11 protein-coding genes are annotated in these 17,640 nt (G+C 65.5%); 3 read left to right on the top strand and 8 right to left on the bottom strand.

Features of this window, described 5'->3' with window-relative positions; genetic code table 11:
* Positions 1-982: 982 nt before the first annotated feature.
* From AC5QAH_RS07815 to AC5QAH_RS07805, 3 genes are read right to left on the bottom strand one after another with little or no spacing between them, the layout of a single operon-like run.
* Entirely contained in the window at positions 983-1,603 is a 621-nt protein-coding gene (locus tag AC5QAH_RS07815) for a hypothetical protein (protein ID WP_049413466.1), read from the bottom strand.
* Positions 1,600-2,994 carry an HlyD family type I secretion periplasmic adaptor subunit gene (locus AC5QAH_RS07810; protein WP_029550716.1) on the bottom strand — a complete coding sequence of 465 codons (1,395 nt, stop codon included), beginning with the start codon at positions 2,992-2,994 and terminating at the stop codon, positions 1,600-1,602. The genes AC5QAH_RS07815 and AC5QAH_RS07810 overlap by 4 nt, the downstream gene beginning before the upstream one ends.
* A gap of 30 nt (positions 2,995-3,024) precedes the next feature.
* Positions 3,025-5,208, bottom strand: coding sequence for a type I secretion system permease/ATPase (locus tag AC5QAH_RS07805; RefSeq protein ID WP_275043469.1), 2,184 nt, complete (start codon positions 5,206-5,208; stop codon positions 3,025-3,027).
* Between the two features lie 213 nt (positions 5,209-5,421).
* On the opposite strand from AC5QAH_RS07805, the gene AC5QAH_RS07800 reads away from it, so the two are divergent.
* The 3 genes from AC5QAH_RS07800 (at position 5,422) to AC5QAH_RS07790 (ending at position 11,084) form a co-directional block, all read left to right on the top strand.
* Positions 5,422-6,453 carry a LacI family DNA-binding transcriptional regulator gene (locus AC5QAH_RS07800; protein WP_049455574.1) on the top strand — a complete coding sequence of 344 codons (1,032 nt, stop codon included), beginning with the start codon at positions 5,422-5,424 and terminating at the stop codon, positions 6,451-6,453.
* Positions 6,454-6,584: 131 nt separating this feature from the next.
* Complete coding sequence (locus AC5QAH_RS07795; protein ID WP_010483501.1) at positions 6,585-7,487, top strand: ABC transporter ATP-binding protein; 903 nt, start codon at positions 6,585-6,587, stop codon at positions 7,485-7,487.
* A 12-nt stretch (positions 7,488-7,499) separates the two neighbouring features.
* Positions 7,500-11,084, top strand: coding sequence for an ABC transporter permease/M1 family aminopeptidase (locus tag AC5QAH_RS07790; protein WP_495232239.1), 3,585 nt, complete (start codon positions 7,500-7,502; stop codon positions 11,082-11,084).
* Between the two features lie 133 nt (positions 11,085-11,217).
* On the opposite strand, the gene AC5QAH_RS07785 is transcribed toward AC5QAH_RS07790, so the two are convergent.
* From AC5QAH_RS07785 to AC5QAH_RS07765, 5 genes are all read right to left on the bottom strand, one after another.
* Positions 11,218-11,535, bottom strand: coding sequence for a hypothetical protein (locus tag AC5QAH_RS07785; protein ID WP_049455572.1), 318 nt, complete (start codon positions 11,533-11,535; stop codon positions 11,218-11,220).
* Positions 11,536-11,676: 141 nt separating this feature from the next.
* Entirely contained in the window at positions 11,677-12,063 is a 387-nt protein-coding gene (locus AC5QAH_RS07780; protein ID WP_010483507.1) for an SseB family protein, read from the bottom strand.
* Positions 12,064-12,188: 125 nt separating this feature from the next.
* Positions 12,189-13,901: an alpha-amylase family glycosyl hydrolase gene (locus AC5QAH_RS07775; protein WP_495232238.1), complete on the bottom strand. Its 1,713-nt coding sequence runs from the start codon at positions 13,899-13,901 to the stop codon at positions 12,189-12,191.
* Entirely contained in the window at positions 13,901-15,388 is a 1,488-nt protein-coding gene (locus AC5QAH_RS07770; RefSeq protein ID WP_049455570.1) for an MFS transporter, read from the bottom strand. The genes AC5QAH_RS07775 and AC5QAH_RS07770 overlap by 1 nt, the downstream gene beginning before the upstream one ends.
* Positions 15,385-17,577 carry a glucosidase family protein gene (locus AC5QAH_RS07765; RefSeq protein WP_495232237.1) on the bottom strand — a complete coding sequence of 731 codons (2,193 nt, stop codon included), beginning with the start codon at positions 17,575-17,577 and terminating at the stop codon, positions 15,385-15,387. The genes AC5QAH_RS07770 and AC5QAH_RS07765 overlap by 4 nt, the downstream gene beginning before the upstream one ends.
* Between the last annotated feature and the right edge of the window lie 63 nt (positions 17,578-17,640).

The raw sequence follows: 17,640 nt of genomic DNA, 5'->3' as shown, positions 1-17,640 counted from the left end.
CCAACTCAATGCATACGGGGAGTTCCAGCCGGGTGTCGCTGAGCCCTTGCGCGTGATGGTCGTCCAGTTGTTCGGACCATCCGAGATTCCCAGGGTTTCACTGTTCCCGGTGAAATAGAAGCCCGATGCCTCCAGCTTTGCTCTGTCCACTCCGAGTGCTGCAAAATCGATGGTCAGCGCATTGGGCTTTCCGGCCCCCAAGATGCGGCGATACTCGGATTCGTAATACAGAATCCTGTTGATCGCTCCGAGCGTGTAGTACTCGTGATAGCTCAGATTGGCGTTCGGGCCGAGCTTTGAACGTGGATCATCGAAGTAGCATACGGCCACCGCTTCGATGTTGGCCGCTGTCTGTTGCAGAACGAGATTCTGATCAAGCACGATCCCGGGGGCAGTTTCGTAAAGCCCGCTGGGCAACCTTGTTACGCAGTCCGGGCGCACAAAGTACATGCGTTCCAACAGCGCCTGGCGATCAATTGGCTTGCCCCCATTGCTGGCAACCATTTCATTGCGGACGGCATTCCACCCGTTGATTGTTGCGACGGCCTCGTTGGCACGTGCTGCAAGCACATAGTTCTTGATCGCTATGGTGTAGTTGCGATCCGAATCACGGAACTGCGACAGATTGATCACTACATTCGAGAAATTCCCGGAAGCAGCATCGACAGCACCACTGAACAAGCCATGCCCGATCTCATGACCTAGCGTGGATCTCAGGTTGTCCATCACTGCCGTGCCAACGCCTCTGGAAAGCGCGTTCCTTGACAGCCGCATGACCCCGTCGTCGAGATGCCCGCCCTCGCTGGCACTCTCCGGAAGAAGTTCAATCGCCTTCAGCTTCCCTTGAAGCGCCGCGCGATTGAACTGCAGGATGAGCTGCGGGGAGCCCTCCAGTGCTCTCTGAATCAGATTCGCGGCGCGCAGCGATTCGCCACCTCGCGCCCTGAGAATATCGAGAATCGACTTCAACTGCGAATTGAATTCAGCCATTTCCCTGCTCCGATGGTTCGACCTGGATGCTCTCCACACAGGATTCGCCGCTGACGGATCCAGTGGGGACGTAAGTGATCACGACCACGGGCAGATGTGGTCGAGAAAAAAAATGTATGCGAGGAGAGCCTGGCGGCACCTGGGGACGCGTGTGATCAAAGCCGTTTCTTCTCAGCCGATCGGCAAACTCCGCGAAAGAGAAGGTGCAGTACCCTGGTACCCGGCGGCCTTGCTCCCCCACTACGTAGAACGCAACGACGTTCCCGCCATTGGGGCGCTCTCTGGATTCAATCCAGTAGTTCCAGCCTTCGCGAACCTTGGCGTCTATCCGCAACACACCAGTGCGGTAAGGCGAGGGCGCCATGGGGCGAGCGGAAAGACGATTCCAGCTCGAGCTCGAGATCCCCTTGAATCCGGGTACTGCCCGCTGCTCGGACAGCAGGCTGACAATCCGCTGGGAGAGAAGGTCGGCACTGATATCTCCAGAGGGTGCCGGCTTGCGCTTGGTGATCTCGGCGGCCATGGCATTGGCAGGCACGATCAGGATCATTCCAAGCAGGAAGCCGCCCGCTTCCCGAGTGAACATCTGCCTCAAGCCTTTGACCAGGTTCATCGCTCCCTCCCCGCTTCCTGCACGCGCCTGGACAGCGGCGACAGCAGGTATTCAATGATGCGGCGATCACCGGTCTTGATTTCCGCCGTTGCGGCAAGGCCCGGCGCCAGCGCGCGACGCCGGCCATCCACTTCGATCCAGGGCTGCAGCAGGCGCACGCGGGCCGGATAGCGCAACCCTTCCTTCTCGGTCTGTACCGCATCGCGGCCCACAGTCTCGACCACGCCATCCACCACGCCGTAGCGGGTGAACGGATAGGCCTCCAGCTTCACCTCCACCGGCTGCCCTTCCCGGACGAAGCCGGCATCGCGATTGGGTAGCATCGCATCGACCACCAGCTCGCCGTCATGCGGCACCAGCACCATCAGCGCATCGGCCGGCTTCACCACACCACCGATGGTGTGCACCTGTAGTTGCTGCACGACGCCATTCACGGGTGCGCGCAATACCGTGTGCCCAGCCTTGTCATGGGCCTTCTTCAATTCTTCGCCACGCAGTGCGCGCGCCGCTTCCGCCTCAGTCAGCGCATCCAGTGCTTCACGTGCGAACTCGCTGCGGCTCTTGCTCATCTGCTGGCTGGCCGCCAGTTGCGCGGCGGTCGCTTTGCGCTGCTCTTCACGGCGAATAGCCAGGTCCTGGCGCATGCCGACAACACGCTCTTTCACTTCGGCCACCTGCAGTCGCGGCACGTAGTTGTCGCGGCTCAGCTCCTCCAGCTTGTTCAACTGGTCGGTAGCCAGCGGCAGCTGCTCTTCCAGCTTGGCGATCTCGGCCAGGATCATGCCGTGCTCGCCATCGCGCTGGCTGCGCTCCTGCTGCAAGCCGCCCACGGTGGAATCGAACTCGCGCTGCTTGGCGGCGACGAGTGCCTGCTGGACGGCAACAATACTGTCAGGTGCCCCCTCCGGTGCGATGAAGCGACCGGCCCGGCCGGCAACGTGGTCAACCACGGCCTGCGCCCGTGCCACATCGATCTGCGCGGTCAGCAACGCCTGGCGCGCCTGCTCGACTTCGGCATGGCTGACCGTCGGATCCAGTTCGAGCAGCGGTGTGCCGGCCTTCACTGACTGCCCTTCGACCACATGGATTGCACGGACCACGCCCTGGTCCGCAGCCTGGATCACCTTCACATTGCCACGCGGAATCACCTTGCCTTCGGCCACGGCGACCATGTCCAGGCGGCCAAGGCACGACCAGATCAATGCAATGGCCAGAAAGGCGATCAGCAGCCAGAGAACGGTACGGCCGATCGGGTTCGGGGGCTTTTCCAGGATCTCCAGCGCCGCCGGCAGGAAGTCCGGCGCGGCCGAACTGCGTGGGTCCTGCTGCGCACGCTCCGCGCGCAGGCTCTCGCGCAGGATGCCCAAATGATGCCTCAGTCCTTTCAACATGCGTGCTGTCCTTGGCTGGGCGCGCGGTGGTCAGTTCAACGGGGCGGCCACGGCGGGCAGGCCCATCTGTTTGGTGTAGAGCAGTGAGTAACGGCCTCCCGCGCGCAGCAGATCCTCGTGCGTGCCGGTCTCGGTGATGCGGCCACGTTCGAGGGTCACGATGCGGTTGGCCTGGCGTACCGCCGACAGACGATGCGCGATGATGATCACGGTGCGGCCGGCGGACATCCGCTTGAGGTTGTCCTGGATGACTTCCTCGCTCTCCGCATCCAGCGCCGAGGTCGCCTCGTCGAAGATCAGGATCTTCGGATCGATCGCCAATGCACGCGCGATCGCCAGGCGCTGCCGTTGGCCGCCGGAGAGATTGCCACCACGCTCGTCGATGCGTGTGTCGTAGGCCTCGGGCAGCTCCAGGATGAAATCGTGTGCGCCGGCCAGCTTGGCCACTTCCACCACTCGGCTCATCGGCATCGCCGGGTCTGCCATGGCGATGTTCTCGCGCACGCTGCGGTTGAACAGCAGGTTTTCCTGCAGTACCACACCCACCTGCCGCCGCAGCCACGCCGGGTCCACCATGGACAGATCGACACCATCCACCAGCACACGGCCACGCTCCGGGGTGTGCAGGCGCTGGATCAGCTTGGTCAGGGTCGACTTGCCAGACCCCGAGGGACCGACCACGCCGAGGATCTCACCCGGAGCAATCTCCAGACTGACTGACGACAACACTTCCTGGCCTTCGGGGCGATAGCGGAACGACACATGCTCCAGCGCGATGCGGCCATCCACTGCCGGCAGGCTGGCACGCGAGGGTGAGCTGGCCGGTTCGGTAGGCGAGTTGAGGATGTCGCCCAGCCGCTCCACGGCGATGCGCGCCTGCTGGAAGTCCTGGGCCAGCTGCGCCAGGCGCAGCACCGGGCCGGCAACCTGCCCGGCAAGCATGTTGAACGCCACCAGTTCGCCCACGGTCAGCTTGCCGTCGATCACCAGCCGCGCGCCGAAGAACAGCAGCGCCACCGTGGCCAGCTTGTGGATCAGCTGTACCGCCTGCGAGCCCCAGTTGGCCAGCATGCTGGCGCGGAAGCTGGCCTGGATGTAGCCCGCCAGCTGCTTGTCCCAGCGGTTCTGCGCCTGCGGCTCGACCGCCAGCGCCTTGATGGTCTCCACACCGGTCACTGCTTCGACCAGGAACGACTGGTTTTCGGCGCCGCGCACGAACTTCTCATCCAGCCGACGCCGCAGCATCGGCCCGACCACCATGACCACCACCGCGTACAGCGGCAGCGTGATCAGCACGATCAGCAGCAATGCAGGGCTGTACAGCCACATCACGGCCAGGAACACGATGGCAAAGAACAGATCCAGCACCACCGTCTGCGCTGAGGAGGTGAGGAACTCGCGGATGGTCTCCAGTTCGCGTACGCGCGCCACCGAATCACCCACCCGGCGCGCCTGGAAATAGGCCAATGGCAGATGCGTGAGGTGGGAGAAGAGCTTCGAGCCAAGTTCGGCATCAACGCGGCTGGTGGTGTGCGAGAACAGGTAGGTACGCAGCCCGCCCATCAGCACTTCGAACACCGAAACCACCAGCAGGCCGAGGGCAAGCACTTCCAGCGTGGTGATGCCTTTGTGCACCAGTACCTTGTCGATCACCACCTGGAAGAACAGCGGCGTGATGAGTGCCATCAACTGCAGGAAGAACGAGGCTACCAGCACGTCACGCAGCAGGCGGCGATACTTCACCAAGGCAGGAATGAACCAACCGACATCGAAGCGCCTCGCGGCGCCGGCCACGCTTTCACGCGTGGTCATCAGCAACAGGCGGCCATCGAACTCCTGCGAGAACTCGCCAAGCGACAGCGTGACCGGGCGTCCGTCGGCCGCCGCGTCGAAGCACAACACGTTCTCGGCGTCAGCCTTGAGCACGAGCGTATAGCGCCCATCGGCCAGGCAGGCGATGGCGGGCAGCGGATGGTCGCGCAGCGCGGTTACCCGCGCCTGTACCACGCGTGCTTTGACGTCCATCCGCTTGGCCAGGCGCAACAGATCCTGTGTATCGATACGGCCCTCGGGGTGGCCCAGCTGGTGCCGGAGTTGCTCGGGGTCGGCAGGCCGATCCAGAAACCCCAACAGGGCGACGAAGCACGCCAGCGCGCCCCCATCGTCCACGCACAGCGACTCCTGCAGATCGATCCCTGATCCGTTACTGCCCACGTCAACTGCCTTGTTGTCCCCTGGTGCGCGGACTCTAGGGCCATGCCATGGCAGCTGTCCATCTGCTGAATGCGCTTTTGTGCAAATCAAGTCAAAATGACAAATTGGTCACATTTTTTAACATCAACCCCGTTCATTCAGACAGGAGCGCACCTGCAAGCGGAGGGCCAGCCTCATGGCATCATGATCGCTGCACGTTCCCTATCCGTTCCCATGACGATCAAAGGCAAAGCCACCTCCCTGGACATCGCCCACCTGGCCGGGGTCTCCCAGCCCACCGTGTCGCGGGCCCTGCGTGGCAGCCCGATGGTCAACGCCGAAACCCGCGAGCGCATCCTGCGCATCGCCCGCGAGCTGAATTACAAGGTCGACAAGAACGCCTCCAGCCTGCGCCTGCGCAACGCCGGCACCCTGGCCCTGCTGTTCTTCGAGGACCCGACCAACGACGATTCGCTGATCAACCCGTTCTTCCATTCGATGCTGGGCTCGATCACCCGCGCCTGCGCGCTGCACGGGCAGGACCTGCTGGTCTCGTTCCAGCAACTGTCCACCGACTGGCAGGCCGATTACGAGGACAGCAACAAGGCCGACGGCATCATCCTGCTCGGCTACGGCGACTACCACGAATCGCGCGACCGCCTGCAGCGGCTGGTCGAACAGGGTACGCACTTCGTGCGCTGGGGCGCCGCCCTGCCCGGCCAGCCCGGTGTCTCAATCGGCAGCGACAACTTCCAGGGCGGGCATGACATCACCACCCACCTCCTGCAGCAGGGCTGCCGCCGCATTGCCTTCCTCGGCCATGCCTCCAGCCATTACCCCGAATTCCAGGAGCGCTACCGCGGCCATGTCGCGGCCCTGCAGGACCACGGCCTGGCCGCCGAACCGGCGCTGCAGCACGATGCGATCACCACCGAGGCTTCCGGCCAGGAGGCCTGCCAAGCGCTGCTGGCGCGCGGCGAACCGATCGATGCGATCTGCGCCGCCAGCGACCTGATCGCCATTGGTGCGATGCGCACCCTGCGCGAGGCTGGCCTGCGGGTGCCACAGGACGTGGCGGTGACCGGCTTCGACGACATTCCGCTGGCGGCCTCGGTATCCCCGGCGCTGACCACGGTGCAGCAGGACACCAAGCAGGCCGGCCAGCTGCTGGTGGAGCGCCTGCTGGCGCTGATCGGCCGGCAACCGGTGGAGAGCCAGAGCATCCCGGTGAAGCTGGTGGTGCGGGAATCGTCGCTGCGCCGGTAAGCGCCACCAGACCTCCCGCCACGCCCCAACGTGCGACGGCGGAATTCTCCCCCCATGACCAACGGCGGATGCGCACGGAAGCCGATGCGCGGATAACGCGCAGACATCGCCCATGGAAAGGTGTACGTCGCATGCTGAAGATCGATTCGCTGTCCAAGACGTACGCCAACGGCGTGCATGCCCTCAACAACGTCACCCTGGACATCCCGCGCGGCATGTTCGGCCTGCTCGGTCCGAACGGCGCCGGCAAGTCGTCGCTGATGCGCACGCTGTCCACCCTGCAGGAAGCCGACAGCGGCACGGCCACCCTCACCATTCCAGGCGAGGCGCCGATCGACGTGCTGCGCGACAAGGACGCGGTGCGCCGCCGGCTGGGCTACCTGCCGCAGGATTTCGGCGTGTACCCGAAAGTCAGCGCGCTGGATCTGCTGGAACATTTCGCGGTGCTCAAGGGCCTGACCCAGCGCGCGCAGCGCCGCGAGGTGGTCGATGGACTGCTGCAGCAGGTGAACCTGTGGGACGCGCGCAAGCGCAAGCTCGGCACCTACTCCGGCGGCATGCGCCAGCGCTTCGGTATCGCCCAGGCGCTGCTGGGTGACCCGCGGCTGGTGATCGTCGACGAGCCCACTGCCGGCCTCGATCCGGAGGAACGCAACCGCTTCCTCAACCTGCTGGCGGCCATCGGCGAGAACGTGGCAGTCATCCTGTCCACCCATATCGTCGAGGACGTGACCGATCTGTGCCCGACGATGGCGATCATGAACAAGGGCCAGGTGCTGCTGACCGGCCGGCCTACCGAGGCCATCGACGCGTTGCAGCACCAGGTCTGGCGCAAGCAGGTCGATCCGTCGGAACTGGCCGACCATGAAGCACGCTACGTGGTGCTGTCCACCCGCCTGGTCGGTGGCCGCCCGGTGATCCACGTGCACAGCGCCAACGACCCCGGCGACGGCTTCGCGGCCGTGGCTCCCGACCTCGAGGACGTGTACTTCCAGCGCCTGCGCCTGCAGGCCCGTGCCCGCGCGGCAGCCTGAGCGGAGCACGCCGTGATCTTCAACTTCTTCCGCTTCGAGCTGCGCGAGCAGCTGCGTTCCCCGCTGCTGTGGCTCCTGGCCGGGCTGTTCGCCCTGCTTGCCTTCGCCGCAGCGTCCAGCGACGCGGTGCAGATCGGCGGTGGCGCCGGCAACGTGCACAGCAACGCGCCCACCGTGATCGCGCAGATGCTGGGCATCTTCACCCTGCTCGGCATGCTGATCACTGCCCTGTTCGTCAGCAACGCGCTCCTGCGTGACTTCGAACTGGGCACCGCCGAGCTGATCTTCGCCAGCCCGGTAAAGCGGCGCGACTACCTGGCCGGGCGCATCGCCGCGGCACTGGCGGCCGGACTGCTGGTCTACGTCCTGATCGCGTTCGGACTGTGGCTGGCGCCGTTCATGCCATGGGTCGATCCCGAGCGCATGGGCCCGATCAGCTGGCAGGGCTATGCGTGGACGTTCGCGGTCATCGTCATCCCGAACCTGTTGTTCACCACCGCGCTGCTGTCGCTGCTGGCGGCGCTGACCCGCTCGATCCTGTGGGTCTACATCGGCCTGGTGGCCTACCTGGTGCTGTACGGCGCCAGCGCGGCCCTGCTGCGCGACATCGACAATACGTGGATCGCGGTGCTGAGCGAACCGCTGGGCATGCGCGCACTCGGCCGCACGATCCGCTACTGGTCCACCGCCGAGCGCAACAACGGGATTCCCGAGCTGACCGGTTATCTGCTGGCCAACCGTGTCCTGTGGCTGGCTGTGGCGGCGGCGCTGTTCGCCGCTACCTTCGCGCTGTTCCGTACCGAGCGCAGCGGTAGCGGCCGCCGTCGCTGGGGCCGCAGGCAAGCGCAACCGGTTGCCGATGCCGCCGGCGCCCGCCCCACCCGCGCGACACTGCCGCGCGTGGTACCGGCGTTCACCGCCACCACCGCGTGGCAGCAGTTCCTGCGCCAGGTCCGCTTCGATACACGCGGCGTCCTGCGCAGCGTGCCGTTCATCGTGCTGCTGGTACTGGGCCTGGCCAACTTCCTGCCCAGCGCGCTGTTCCGGCAGACCCTGTACGGCACCTCGATCTGGCCGGTCACCTCGCAGATGATCATGGGCCTGCAGGGGGCCTTCAGCTGGCTGCTGGTGATCATTGTGCTGTTCTTCGCCGGTGAGCTGGTCTGGAAGGAACGCAGTGCGCGCATCAACGAAGTGACCGATGCCATGCCGGTGCCGAACTGGGTGCCGCTGCTGGCCAAGTTCACCGCACTGCTGGCCGTGATCGTCTGTTTCCAGGCCGCCGGCGCGCTGGCGGCGATGGGCGTGCAGCTGGCCAAGGGCTACACGCATCTGGAGCCGCTGCTGTACCTGCGCAGCCTGGCGCTGGATTCGGTGGTCTACATCCTGATGGGCGGCCTGGCGCTGGTGCTGCAGGTGCTCACCAACAACAAGTTCGTCGGTTATGCGCTGCTGATCGTGGTGATGATCGGCCAGGGCGTGCTCGGCCTGCTCGACTACACGCAGAACCTGTACAACTTCGGCAGCTGGCCCAACGCGCCCTATTCGGACATGAACGGCTACGGCCACTTCCTCACCGGGCAGCTGGCGTTCCAGGGCTACTGGGCGCTGTTCCTGCTGACTTTGATGTGCCTGGCGTCGGCCTTCTGGGTACGGGGTGTCAGCCAGGGCCTGCGCCAGCGCCTGGCCCTGGCCGGCCGCCGCCTGCGTGGTCCGACCGGCGCCTTCGCCGCGGTGGCCGCGCTGGCGTTCGTCGGCGTGGGGAGCTGGCTGTACTGGAGCACCAACATCCGCAACGAGTTCCTTTCTCCGGACCAGCAGCTGGATCTGCAGGCCCGCTACGAGCGCGAGCTGTCGAAATACCGCAACCTGCCGCAACCACGCATTGTCGCCGTGGACAACCGCGTGGACCTGTTCCCGGAATCGCAGTCGATGGTGATCGATGCGAACTGGACGGTACGCAACACCCACGCCACGCCGATCCAGGACGTGCACGTCTCGATGGGCGATGACAAGCAGCTGATCGCGGTCGACCTGGGTGGGCAGACACTTTCGATGCATGACGCCGATCTCGGCTACCGCATCTACCGCCTGCAGAAACCGCTGCAACCGGGTGAAACCCGCAGCGTGCATTTCCGGGTGGTGCAGAAGCCCAACGGCATCACCGCCGGCCAGGCACCAAGCAACATCGTCGACAACGGCACGTTCTTCAACAGCCGCGTACTGCCGTCGTTCGGCTACAACGAGGGCGCGGAGATCACCGACCGCAACGAGCGGCGCAAGCGCGACCTGGGTGAGCCGCGGCGCATGCCCAAGCTGGAAGACGAAGCCGCGCGTGCCAACACGTACATCTCCAACGATGCCGACTGGCTCGAGTTCCGCACCACGATCTGCACGGCACCAGACCAGGTGGCGCTGGCCCCGGGCTATCTGCAGCATGAGAGCACGGTCAATGGCCGGCGCTGCTTCAGCTATGCCATGGACCGGCCGATGCTGAACTTCTACGCCTATCTGTCGGCGCGCTGGGAGGTGCGCAAGGCGAAGTACAAGAACATTCCGGTGGAGGTCTACTTCGACCCGGCGCACGGCTACAACGTGGACCGGATGATCGAAGCGGTGCAGAAATCGCTGGCCTACTACGAGGCGAACTTCACCCCGTACCAGCATCGCCAGGTGCGCATCATCGAGTTCCCGGGCTATGCGCGCTTCGCGCAGTCGTTCGCCAACACCATCCCCTACTCCGAGGCCATCGGTTTCATCGCCGACCTGCGTGACCCGGACAAGGTGGACTACGTGTTCTATGTGACCGCGCACGAGATCGCACACCAGTGGTGGGCGCACCAGGTAATCGGTGCCAACGTGCAGGGCGCGACGGTGCTGTCCGAATCGCTGTCGCAGTATTCGGCACTGATGGTGATGGAGCAGGAGTACGGCCGCCAGCACATGCGCCAGTTCCTCAAGCGCGAACTGGACGGCTACCTGTCCGGGCGTGGTGGCGAGGCCATCGAGGAACAGCCGCTGGAACGTGTGGAGAACCAGCAGTACATCCACTACCAGAAGGGTTCGCTGGTGTTCTACCGGCTGCGCGAGGAGATCGGCGAGCAGGCGCTTAACCGGGCATTGAAGCGTTTCCTGCAGGACAAGGGTTACCAACAACCGCCCTACACCACCTCGCGCGAATTGCTGGCCTACATCCGCGCCGAGACCCCGGCCGACCGCCAGCAGCTGGTTACCGACCTGTTCGAGAAGATCAGTTTCTACGACAACCGGGTGATGGTCGCCAGCGCCCGCAAGCGCGATGACGGCCGCTACGACGTGACCCTGGACCTGCATGCTGCCAAGCAATATGCCGACGGCAAGGGCCAGGAAAGCGACGGGAAGATGGATGACTGGATCGAGATCGGCGTGTTCGCCAACGGGCCTTCAGGCAAGGAACGCGACCAGAAAGTGCTGTACCTGCAGCGTCATCACATCACCAGCGCCAATCCGAAGATCACGGTGACCGTGGATGAAAAGCCGGATGAAGCGGGCTTCGATCCGTATAACAAGCTGATCGACCGGGTGAGCGACGACAACCGGCGCAAGGTGACGATGTGAGGCAACGTGGCGCCGGCCTGTGCGCCGGCGTTCCACGCAACACGTGCGGGCTTGGCTCGGCCTTGCTGTTTGGCTTGGCCCTCCTGTAGTGCCGAGCCATGCTCGGCACATTGTCCACGGCAGCCGCGAAAATTCAGTGCACCGCGGCCTTCGGCCCCAGCAATGCCAGCAGCACATAGACCACGATCGAGGCGACGGTGCCGAACGCTGCCGGCAACCCGAACCCCCACGCCGAACGGCCCTGCTGGCGTGCCCACTGGGCCAGATGCCAGGCCGCGCCCAGGTTGATCAGCCAGGCAATGACGAACACCGGCCACAGCACCATGCCCACCGCGCGCAGCAGGGGCATGGACACCAGCGCGGCAGCGATCGCTGAGATCAGGAAGATCAGTGCGGAGCGGGAATGGCGTGATCGTGCTGGTGAGCCGGCAGGTAGTTCCCTCAATTCCATGGCAGAGCCTCGATCCTGGTGTCAACCAAAGGGGATCACGTACGGCACCCGAAGGGAAGCGTTCTGTAGGGTCGGGCCGTGCTCGACTGATCCGGCATTGCGCGAACGGCAGCCGAGCATGGGCTCGGCTCTACAGGACAATCAGCCCTGGGCGAAGTCCTTCAGGATCTCGCCGACGCCGCTGGGCGAGATCTCGAAGCCCAGCGGAGTGCCTGGGTTGATCACCACGCCGTAGCCCCCCGGCACGCGGCGCAGAACGTCCAGCATCAACCAGCGGATCTGGTGTTGGGCCTGCTGGCTGTAGATGCCCACCCGCGATGGATCGGTGAACACGGCCACGTGCAGGATGCCCTGCTTGTCGAACAGCAGCGGGTCGAAGCCGCTGCCGTCGGGCGTGACCAGGCTGCCGGTCAGCAGCACGACCTCGGAAGCGACGAAGGCCTCCATGAAGGCGCGGATCGGCACCGCCCCGTCCATCGCCGCCTTCAGCAGGGTTTCGATCGGGGTCTGCGGAGCGAGGTCGGTCATGGCGGTACGGCAGGGCGTGAGGGGGGCCTATTGTAGGGTCGAGCCTGCTGGACTGCTCGAAGAGCGTGCCAACCGAGGTTGGCACCCACCAGAGCGGTAGCGCCGGGCCATGCCCGGCGGCGCCCTCATCGTCCCAGACGCTGGTCCCGAGCCTTCTGGTCGGTCATCGCCTTGTCCAGCTCGGCCTGCAGCGCTGGCTGCTGCACGGCGGCATCCAGCACGTACACCTTCACGCCATGCGCGGGCACTTCGGCCTTCAGGGAGGCATCCACCTGCAACGAACCGCCGTCCAGCGCATCACGCCAGCGGCCAGCCTGGACGTAACGCGCCACGGTGAAGCTCCTGGCCTGGTCGCCCTTGTTCAGCAGCACCAGCGCGGTCTGCGCCACCTCGCCCTGCTGCAGCACACGGAAGAACACCGCCTCATCACCCTGCAGGCGCTCGTTCACCTGCAGGCCGCGCTGCAGCGCCGGGGTGGCTTCACGCAGTCGCGCGATACGCTGCAGCGGCGCGAAGATGGGGCTCTTCGGCGCCGCATCCACACGCGGCTGGCCGAAGTAGGCGCGGTTGCCGGCGTGCTCGGCGCGGCCACGCATGAAACCGGTCTCCGAGCCGTAATAGACCACCGGAATGCCGCGCGCGGTGAACAGCCAGTTGTGCGCATCGATGAAACCGCTGTCGCTGGCCTGCAGGCGCGGCATGTCGTGGTTGTCGTAGAAGCTCATCAGCTCGTACGGGTTGGCGTACGGCCCCCCGCTCAGGTGCAGCGGCTCGGCCAGCGTTTCAAAGCCCTTGCCGGCGGTGCCGAAGGTCTGCTCCAGTGCACCGCGCAGCGGGAAGTCGAGCACGCTGACATTGGCGTTGGCCGGCCAGGTGTGCTCGGCAATGGTCGCCGCGTTGTAGTCGAAGGCTTCGCCAAACATGAACATGCCCGGATGCTCGGCGCGGATGCGCTTGACGAATTCATGCCACCACGGGTGCGGCAGCCAGCCGATGGTGTCGATGCGCAACGCGTCCACGCCCTGCGCGGTCCACTGCAGGTAGGCGCCGACCAGGTAGTCCATTACCGCCGGATTGTCCTGGTTGAAGTCGGACAGCTCGGCCAGGTTGCCATCGAAGATCGAGCCATCCTTGCTGTCGACCGGACCAACGTTGTTGTAGAACGCGTGCAGCGGGTTGTGCTTCGGATCCAGTTTCTGCGGGGGCAGGTTCTGGTGGTCGGCAATCAGTTTTCCATCCCTGTCGAAGATCTGGCCGAACTGTGGCTGCCGCGTCGGCATGGTCCAGGCCGGCGAACCGTGGTTGCCCACGATATCCAGCACCACCTTCAAGCCAGCACCGTGCAGGCCCTTGGTCAATCCGGCAAAGTCCAGGTCCTTACTGGGCAGGTGTTCATCGAGTTTGTAGAAATTGATGCCCCAGTAGCCATGGTAGCCGGTCTTGCCACGGTCGGTCAGCGTGCTGGTGCAGCTGATCGGCTTGCTGCCGGTAAAGGCTTCGTCCGGGTTGTCCACGATCGGCGTGATCCACACCGCGCCGAACCCCAGATTGCGGATGTACTGCGCATTGTCGAGCACGCCGCGGAAATCACCACCGAGGTAACCGATGTTGCCGTCCACCTTGTCCGGGCACGGCACCGGGATATCGAAGGTGCGGTGCTTGCCGCCCTGGTCGCGGTGATCGTTGGACGGATCGCCGTTGACGAAGCGGTCGGTGACCACGAAATACACCGCATCACTGGCGAACGGTTCGGTGGTACCGACGTAGTCCGGACGCGGCGCGGCCACCGCCTGAACAGCCAGCACCAGGGAAACAGCAACAGACAGCACACCACGCATCACACCACCTCCGGACGGGACGGAACCCGCAGCACGCACAGGCCGGCGACGAACAGGCTGCAGCCGCCCAGCACCAGCACATGCATCGGTTGACCACCCAGCCAGGCGCGCAGGGCAAAACCGAGCGCGCTGGCCGCGACCAGCTGCGGGATCACGATGAAGAAATTGAAGATGCCCATGTACACGCCCATCTTCGACGCCGGCACGCTGTCGGACAGCAGTGCGTAGGGCAGTGAGAGGATCGACGCCCAGGCGAAGCCGACGCCGACCATCGACAGCAGCAGCCAGTGCGGGTCGCGGATGAACATCAGCGAGACCAGACCGGCGCCACCCAACCACAGGTTGAGCAGGTGGCTCCAGCGCAGGCCGATGGCACGCACCATCGGTGGAATCAGTACCGCGGCCAGCGCAGCGAAGCCGTTGTAGGCGCCGAACAGTACGCCCACCCAGTTGGCGCCCTCGTTGTAGGCCGCCGTCTTCGGGTCGTCCGAACCGAAGTGGACACCGGCCACTGCGGCAGTGGTGTAGATCCACATGGCGAACAGCGCGAACCACGAGAAGAACTGCACCCAGGCCAGCCGCCGCATCGTGACCGGCATCGCCCGCAGGTCGCCCACAATGGCGGCCAGCATATGCGTGCCAGGCAACGCGCGGGCCACGGCCAGCAGCAGGCCGTAGCCGGCACACAGGCCGGCCAGCACGTACAGCATCCGGTCGCCCTGCCGCCACGCGATCAGCAGCGCCAGCAGCACGCCCAGCCCCAGCCATACGGCCACCTGCGTCCAGGGCGCCGGACCGCTGATCGTCGCCGCCGCGTAATGTGCCGGCGGCTCGGCATCATCGAACCCGGCCAGCTCCGCCGGTGAATATTCGCGGGTGCTGACCACCGTCCAGGTGATCGCCGCCAGCAGCACCACCGCGCCGAAGTAGAACGCATAGCGCACGGTGTCCGGCACTTCACCTGCGGCGGCCGTATTGGCGACGCCGAAGTGGGCCAGGATGAACGGCAGGAAGCTGGCGACGATGGCGCCCACGCCGATGAAGAAGCTCTGCATGGCATAGCCGGTGGGGCGCTGGCGTGGCGCCAGCTGGTCGCCGACGAAGGCGCGGAACGGCTCCATCGATACGTTGATCGAGGCATCCAGCACCCACAGCGTACCGGCGGCGATCCACAGCGTTGGCGAATTCGGCATCACCAGCAGGGCCAGCGTGGTCAGCACCGCACCGATCATGAAGTATGGACGACGGCGCCCCCAGCGGGTCCAGGTGCGGTCGGACAGGTAACCGATCACCGGCTGCACCAGCAGGCCGGTCAGCGGCGCGGCGATCCACAATCCAGGTACCGCGTCGATGTCCGCGCCCAGCGTCTCGAAGATGCGGCTGGCGTTGGCGTTCTGCAGGGCGAACCCGAACTGGATGCCAAGGAAGCCGAAACACATGTTCCAGATCTGCCAGAACGACAGTTGTGGCTTGGCGGGACGATTCATCGTGCGTCCTCTTCCGCCGCCACCTGCGTCACCTTCAACGCCTGCACCTGCGCCTGGTTGAGCACGCCGTCGCGCCCGCCCTTTCCGCCGGTGTAGTGCGCGAAATGCTGCAGCGCGCTCATGTTGAAGCCTTCTTCAAGCGCGACCGTGCACGGCCCCTTGTGCACGGCGAACGTTGCCGAGGTCGAGTCCTGCACGGCCACGCTGTGCGGCATCGCAACCGTATGCCGCTGCAAAGGCTGGCCCGGGCACTGCAGCACCAGCTGCTTGACTGCAGCCGTGACGCCGGTGTTGATCGGCCCGTTCGGGTTGCGGTACTGCAGGCGCAGGCGCACCTGCCCGGCCTTGGCCGAGGTGAACTGCCAGCGTTCCTCGCCCTTCAGCACCTGCTGCGGACCGACGCAGAGCATCGGGCTGTGCAGCGATTCCAACGTGCCTTCGCGCCGGGTCAGGCTGAGGCAATGCTGCAGGCCATCGTCGTTGATGCGCGCCACGCCGTTGCTGGCGGTGACCGCCTTGCCGTCCTTCCACAGCACCTGATCGGCTGCCACCGGAACGTTCCAGCCCGTGCCCTTGCGCGGGGCCTGCGGCGCAACCGGCGTGGCCGGCGCACGCACGTTGGCATCCGCAGTCGTGGCAGCGAAACCGGTTGCTGCCGGGGCGGCGACCAGCTGCACTGTCGTGGTGCTGCCACGCGTGGTGGTTCTGCCGGCCACCAGCAGGCCATCGCCCACGTTCTGCGGGCGCTCCAGCACATAGCGCTTGCCGTTGGCTTCCAACGTGATACGGGGATGTGTGCCGAACAGTTCCGGCACCAGCGCGACCGGCAGCTTGGGCTGCACGCGGCCATCGTCCTGCACGCCGAACACGCCTTCGGTGACCATGGCCAGATAGCCGGCCACCGACCACAGCTGGCGCTCGGAATTGACCACCGGCCCGCTCAGCGCACCTTCGTCCACATGCACGGCCTGGCTGACAAGCTCGTAGTTTTCCATGTTGGAACCGGCCAGCGCGGCGCCGCGCATCAGCGAACGGATCTCGGCGGCAATGCGCGGGACATCATCCAGCTGGCGCGCCGCGCGCAGCGAATAGGCGCTGACGAACGGCCAGATGGCGCGGTTGTGATAGATCGGCTGCTGCCCTTCCTGCGGCCAGACCACCGGACTGCCGGCCGGCCCGATCGGGTACGCCGCCAGCGCACGGCGCGCACGCCCGGTCGGCAGCACGTCGGCCAGGATACCCAGCGACAGGCCCAGCAGATCGACCTTGGCGTACGGCACCGGGTGCGCCGCTTCGCCGATGTAGCTCATGTACTGGCCCATGTCCTCCCGCCAGAAGCGCGCATCGACCTGCTGCGCCAACGCATCGGCCCACGCCTTGTACTCGTCCGCGCGGGCATCGCCGCGCTTGCCGGCCAAGCGTTCGGCCAGGCGCAGCGCCTGGTAGTGCAGCACGTTGGTGGACAGCGCGTAGGAATCACCGATGAAGCGCACGTCCTCGCGGGTCCAGTCCGGATAGGTCTGCTCGCGCCAGTCCAGGAACGAGGTCTCGCCGCGGTACAGGCCCACCTGCGCGTCGAACACCATCGCGCGGTCCTGTGCCAGCGTGCCCTGCAGCGCCTGCCAGACCTGATCGGCAAACGCCGGATCATCCAGCAGGTGGCGCGCGGCCAGGAACCACACCACGCGGTCGCTGCTGATCGGCCAGCTGCCGCCGGACCCGGTGTCCTGCGCCACGAACAGGCCGGGCGTGTGCCCGTCGCGCGCCGCCGACAGCTTGAACTGCAGCGACTGCCGGGTGCGCTGCGGGTCCAGCCGCGCCAACGCCAGATCGGCGGCGAAGCTGACATCGCGGGTCCACACATAGGGCCAGCGCGCGCCGGTCTGGAAGCACTCGCACGGCACCGGCCGGCCTTCGTCGAACGCGGGATCGCGAATCGCGTCCACACGGTCCTGGTCCATCTCCTGCTGGGCCAGCGCGAACAACGCGTCGAACATCACGCTGCCGGTCTGGCTGCGCATCGGCATGGGCGCGATACGCACCTCACCTTTCGGCGCATGCAGTACGAAGCTGCCGTTGGCAGCGGCTTCGGCACGCGCATGGCGGCCGTCGAATTGCAGGTCGGCCGCCTGCGCGGTCGATCCCAGCGCTGCCCCAAGGGCAGCGGTCAGGCAAATGATCTTCAGCATCGAAGCGGCGGACCGGCTTGCGCCCGTCGGCCTCCCTCCCTCTCTGCACGCGTTGTAGGTCCG

The sequence above is a fragment of the Stenotrophomonas sp. YJH_SMC_43 genome (assembly GCF_059372535.1).
This window is presented reverse-complemented; position numbering and strand designations above follow the sequence as displayed.

Bases quoted from the DNA above. Each gene is read 5' to 3' on its own strand.
- AC5QAH_RS07775 (WP_495232238.1), bottom strand. From the start codon at position 13,901: ATGCGTGGTGTGCTGTCTGTTGCTGTTTCCCTGGTGCTGGCTGTTCAG.
- AC5QAH_RS07765 (WP_495232237.1), bottom strand. From the start codon at position 17,577: ATGCTGAAGATCATTTGCCTGACCGCTGCCCTTGGGGCAGCGCTGGGA.
- AC5QAH_RS07800 (WP_049455574.1), top strand. From the start codon at position 5,422: ATGACGATCAAAGGCAAAGCCACCTCCCTGGACATCGCCCACCTGGCC.
- AC5QAH_RS07815 (WP_049413466.1), bottom strand. From the start codon at position 1,603: ATGAACCTGGTCAAAGGCTTGAGGCAGATGTTCACTCGGGAAGCGGGC.
- AC5QAH_RS07795 (WP_010483501.1), top strand. From the start codon at position 6,585: ATGCTGAAGATCGATTCGCTGTCCAAGACGTACGCCAACGGCGTGCAT.
- AC5QAH_RS07810 (WP_029550716.1), bottom strand. From the start codon at position 2,994: ATGTTGAAAGGACTGAGGCATCATTTGGGCATCCTGCGCGAGAGCCTG.
- AC5QAH_RS07770 (WP_049455570.1), bottom strand. From the start codon at position 15,388: ATGAATCGTCCCGCCAAGCCACAACTGTCGTTCTGGCAGATCTGGAAC.
- AC5QAH_RS07780 (WP_010483507.1), bottom strand. From the start codon at position 12,063: ATGACCGACCTCGCTCCGCAGACCCCGATCGAAACCCTGCTGAAGGCG.
- AC5QAH_RS07785 (WP_049455572.1), bottom strand. From the start codon at position 11,535: ATGGAATTGAGGGAACTACCTGCCGGCTCACCAGCACGATCACGCCAT.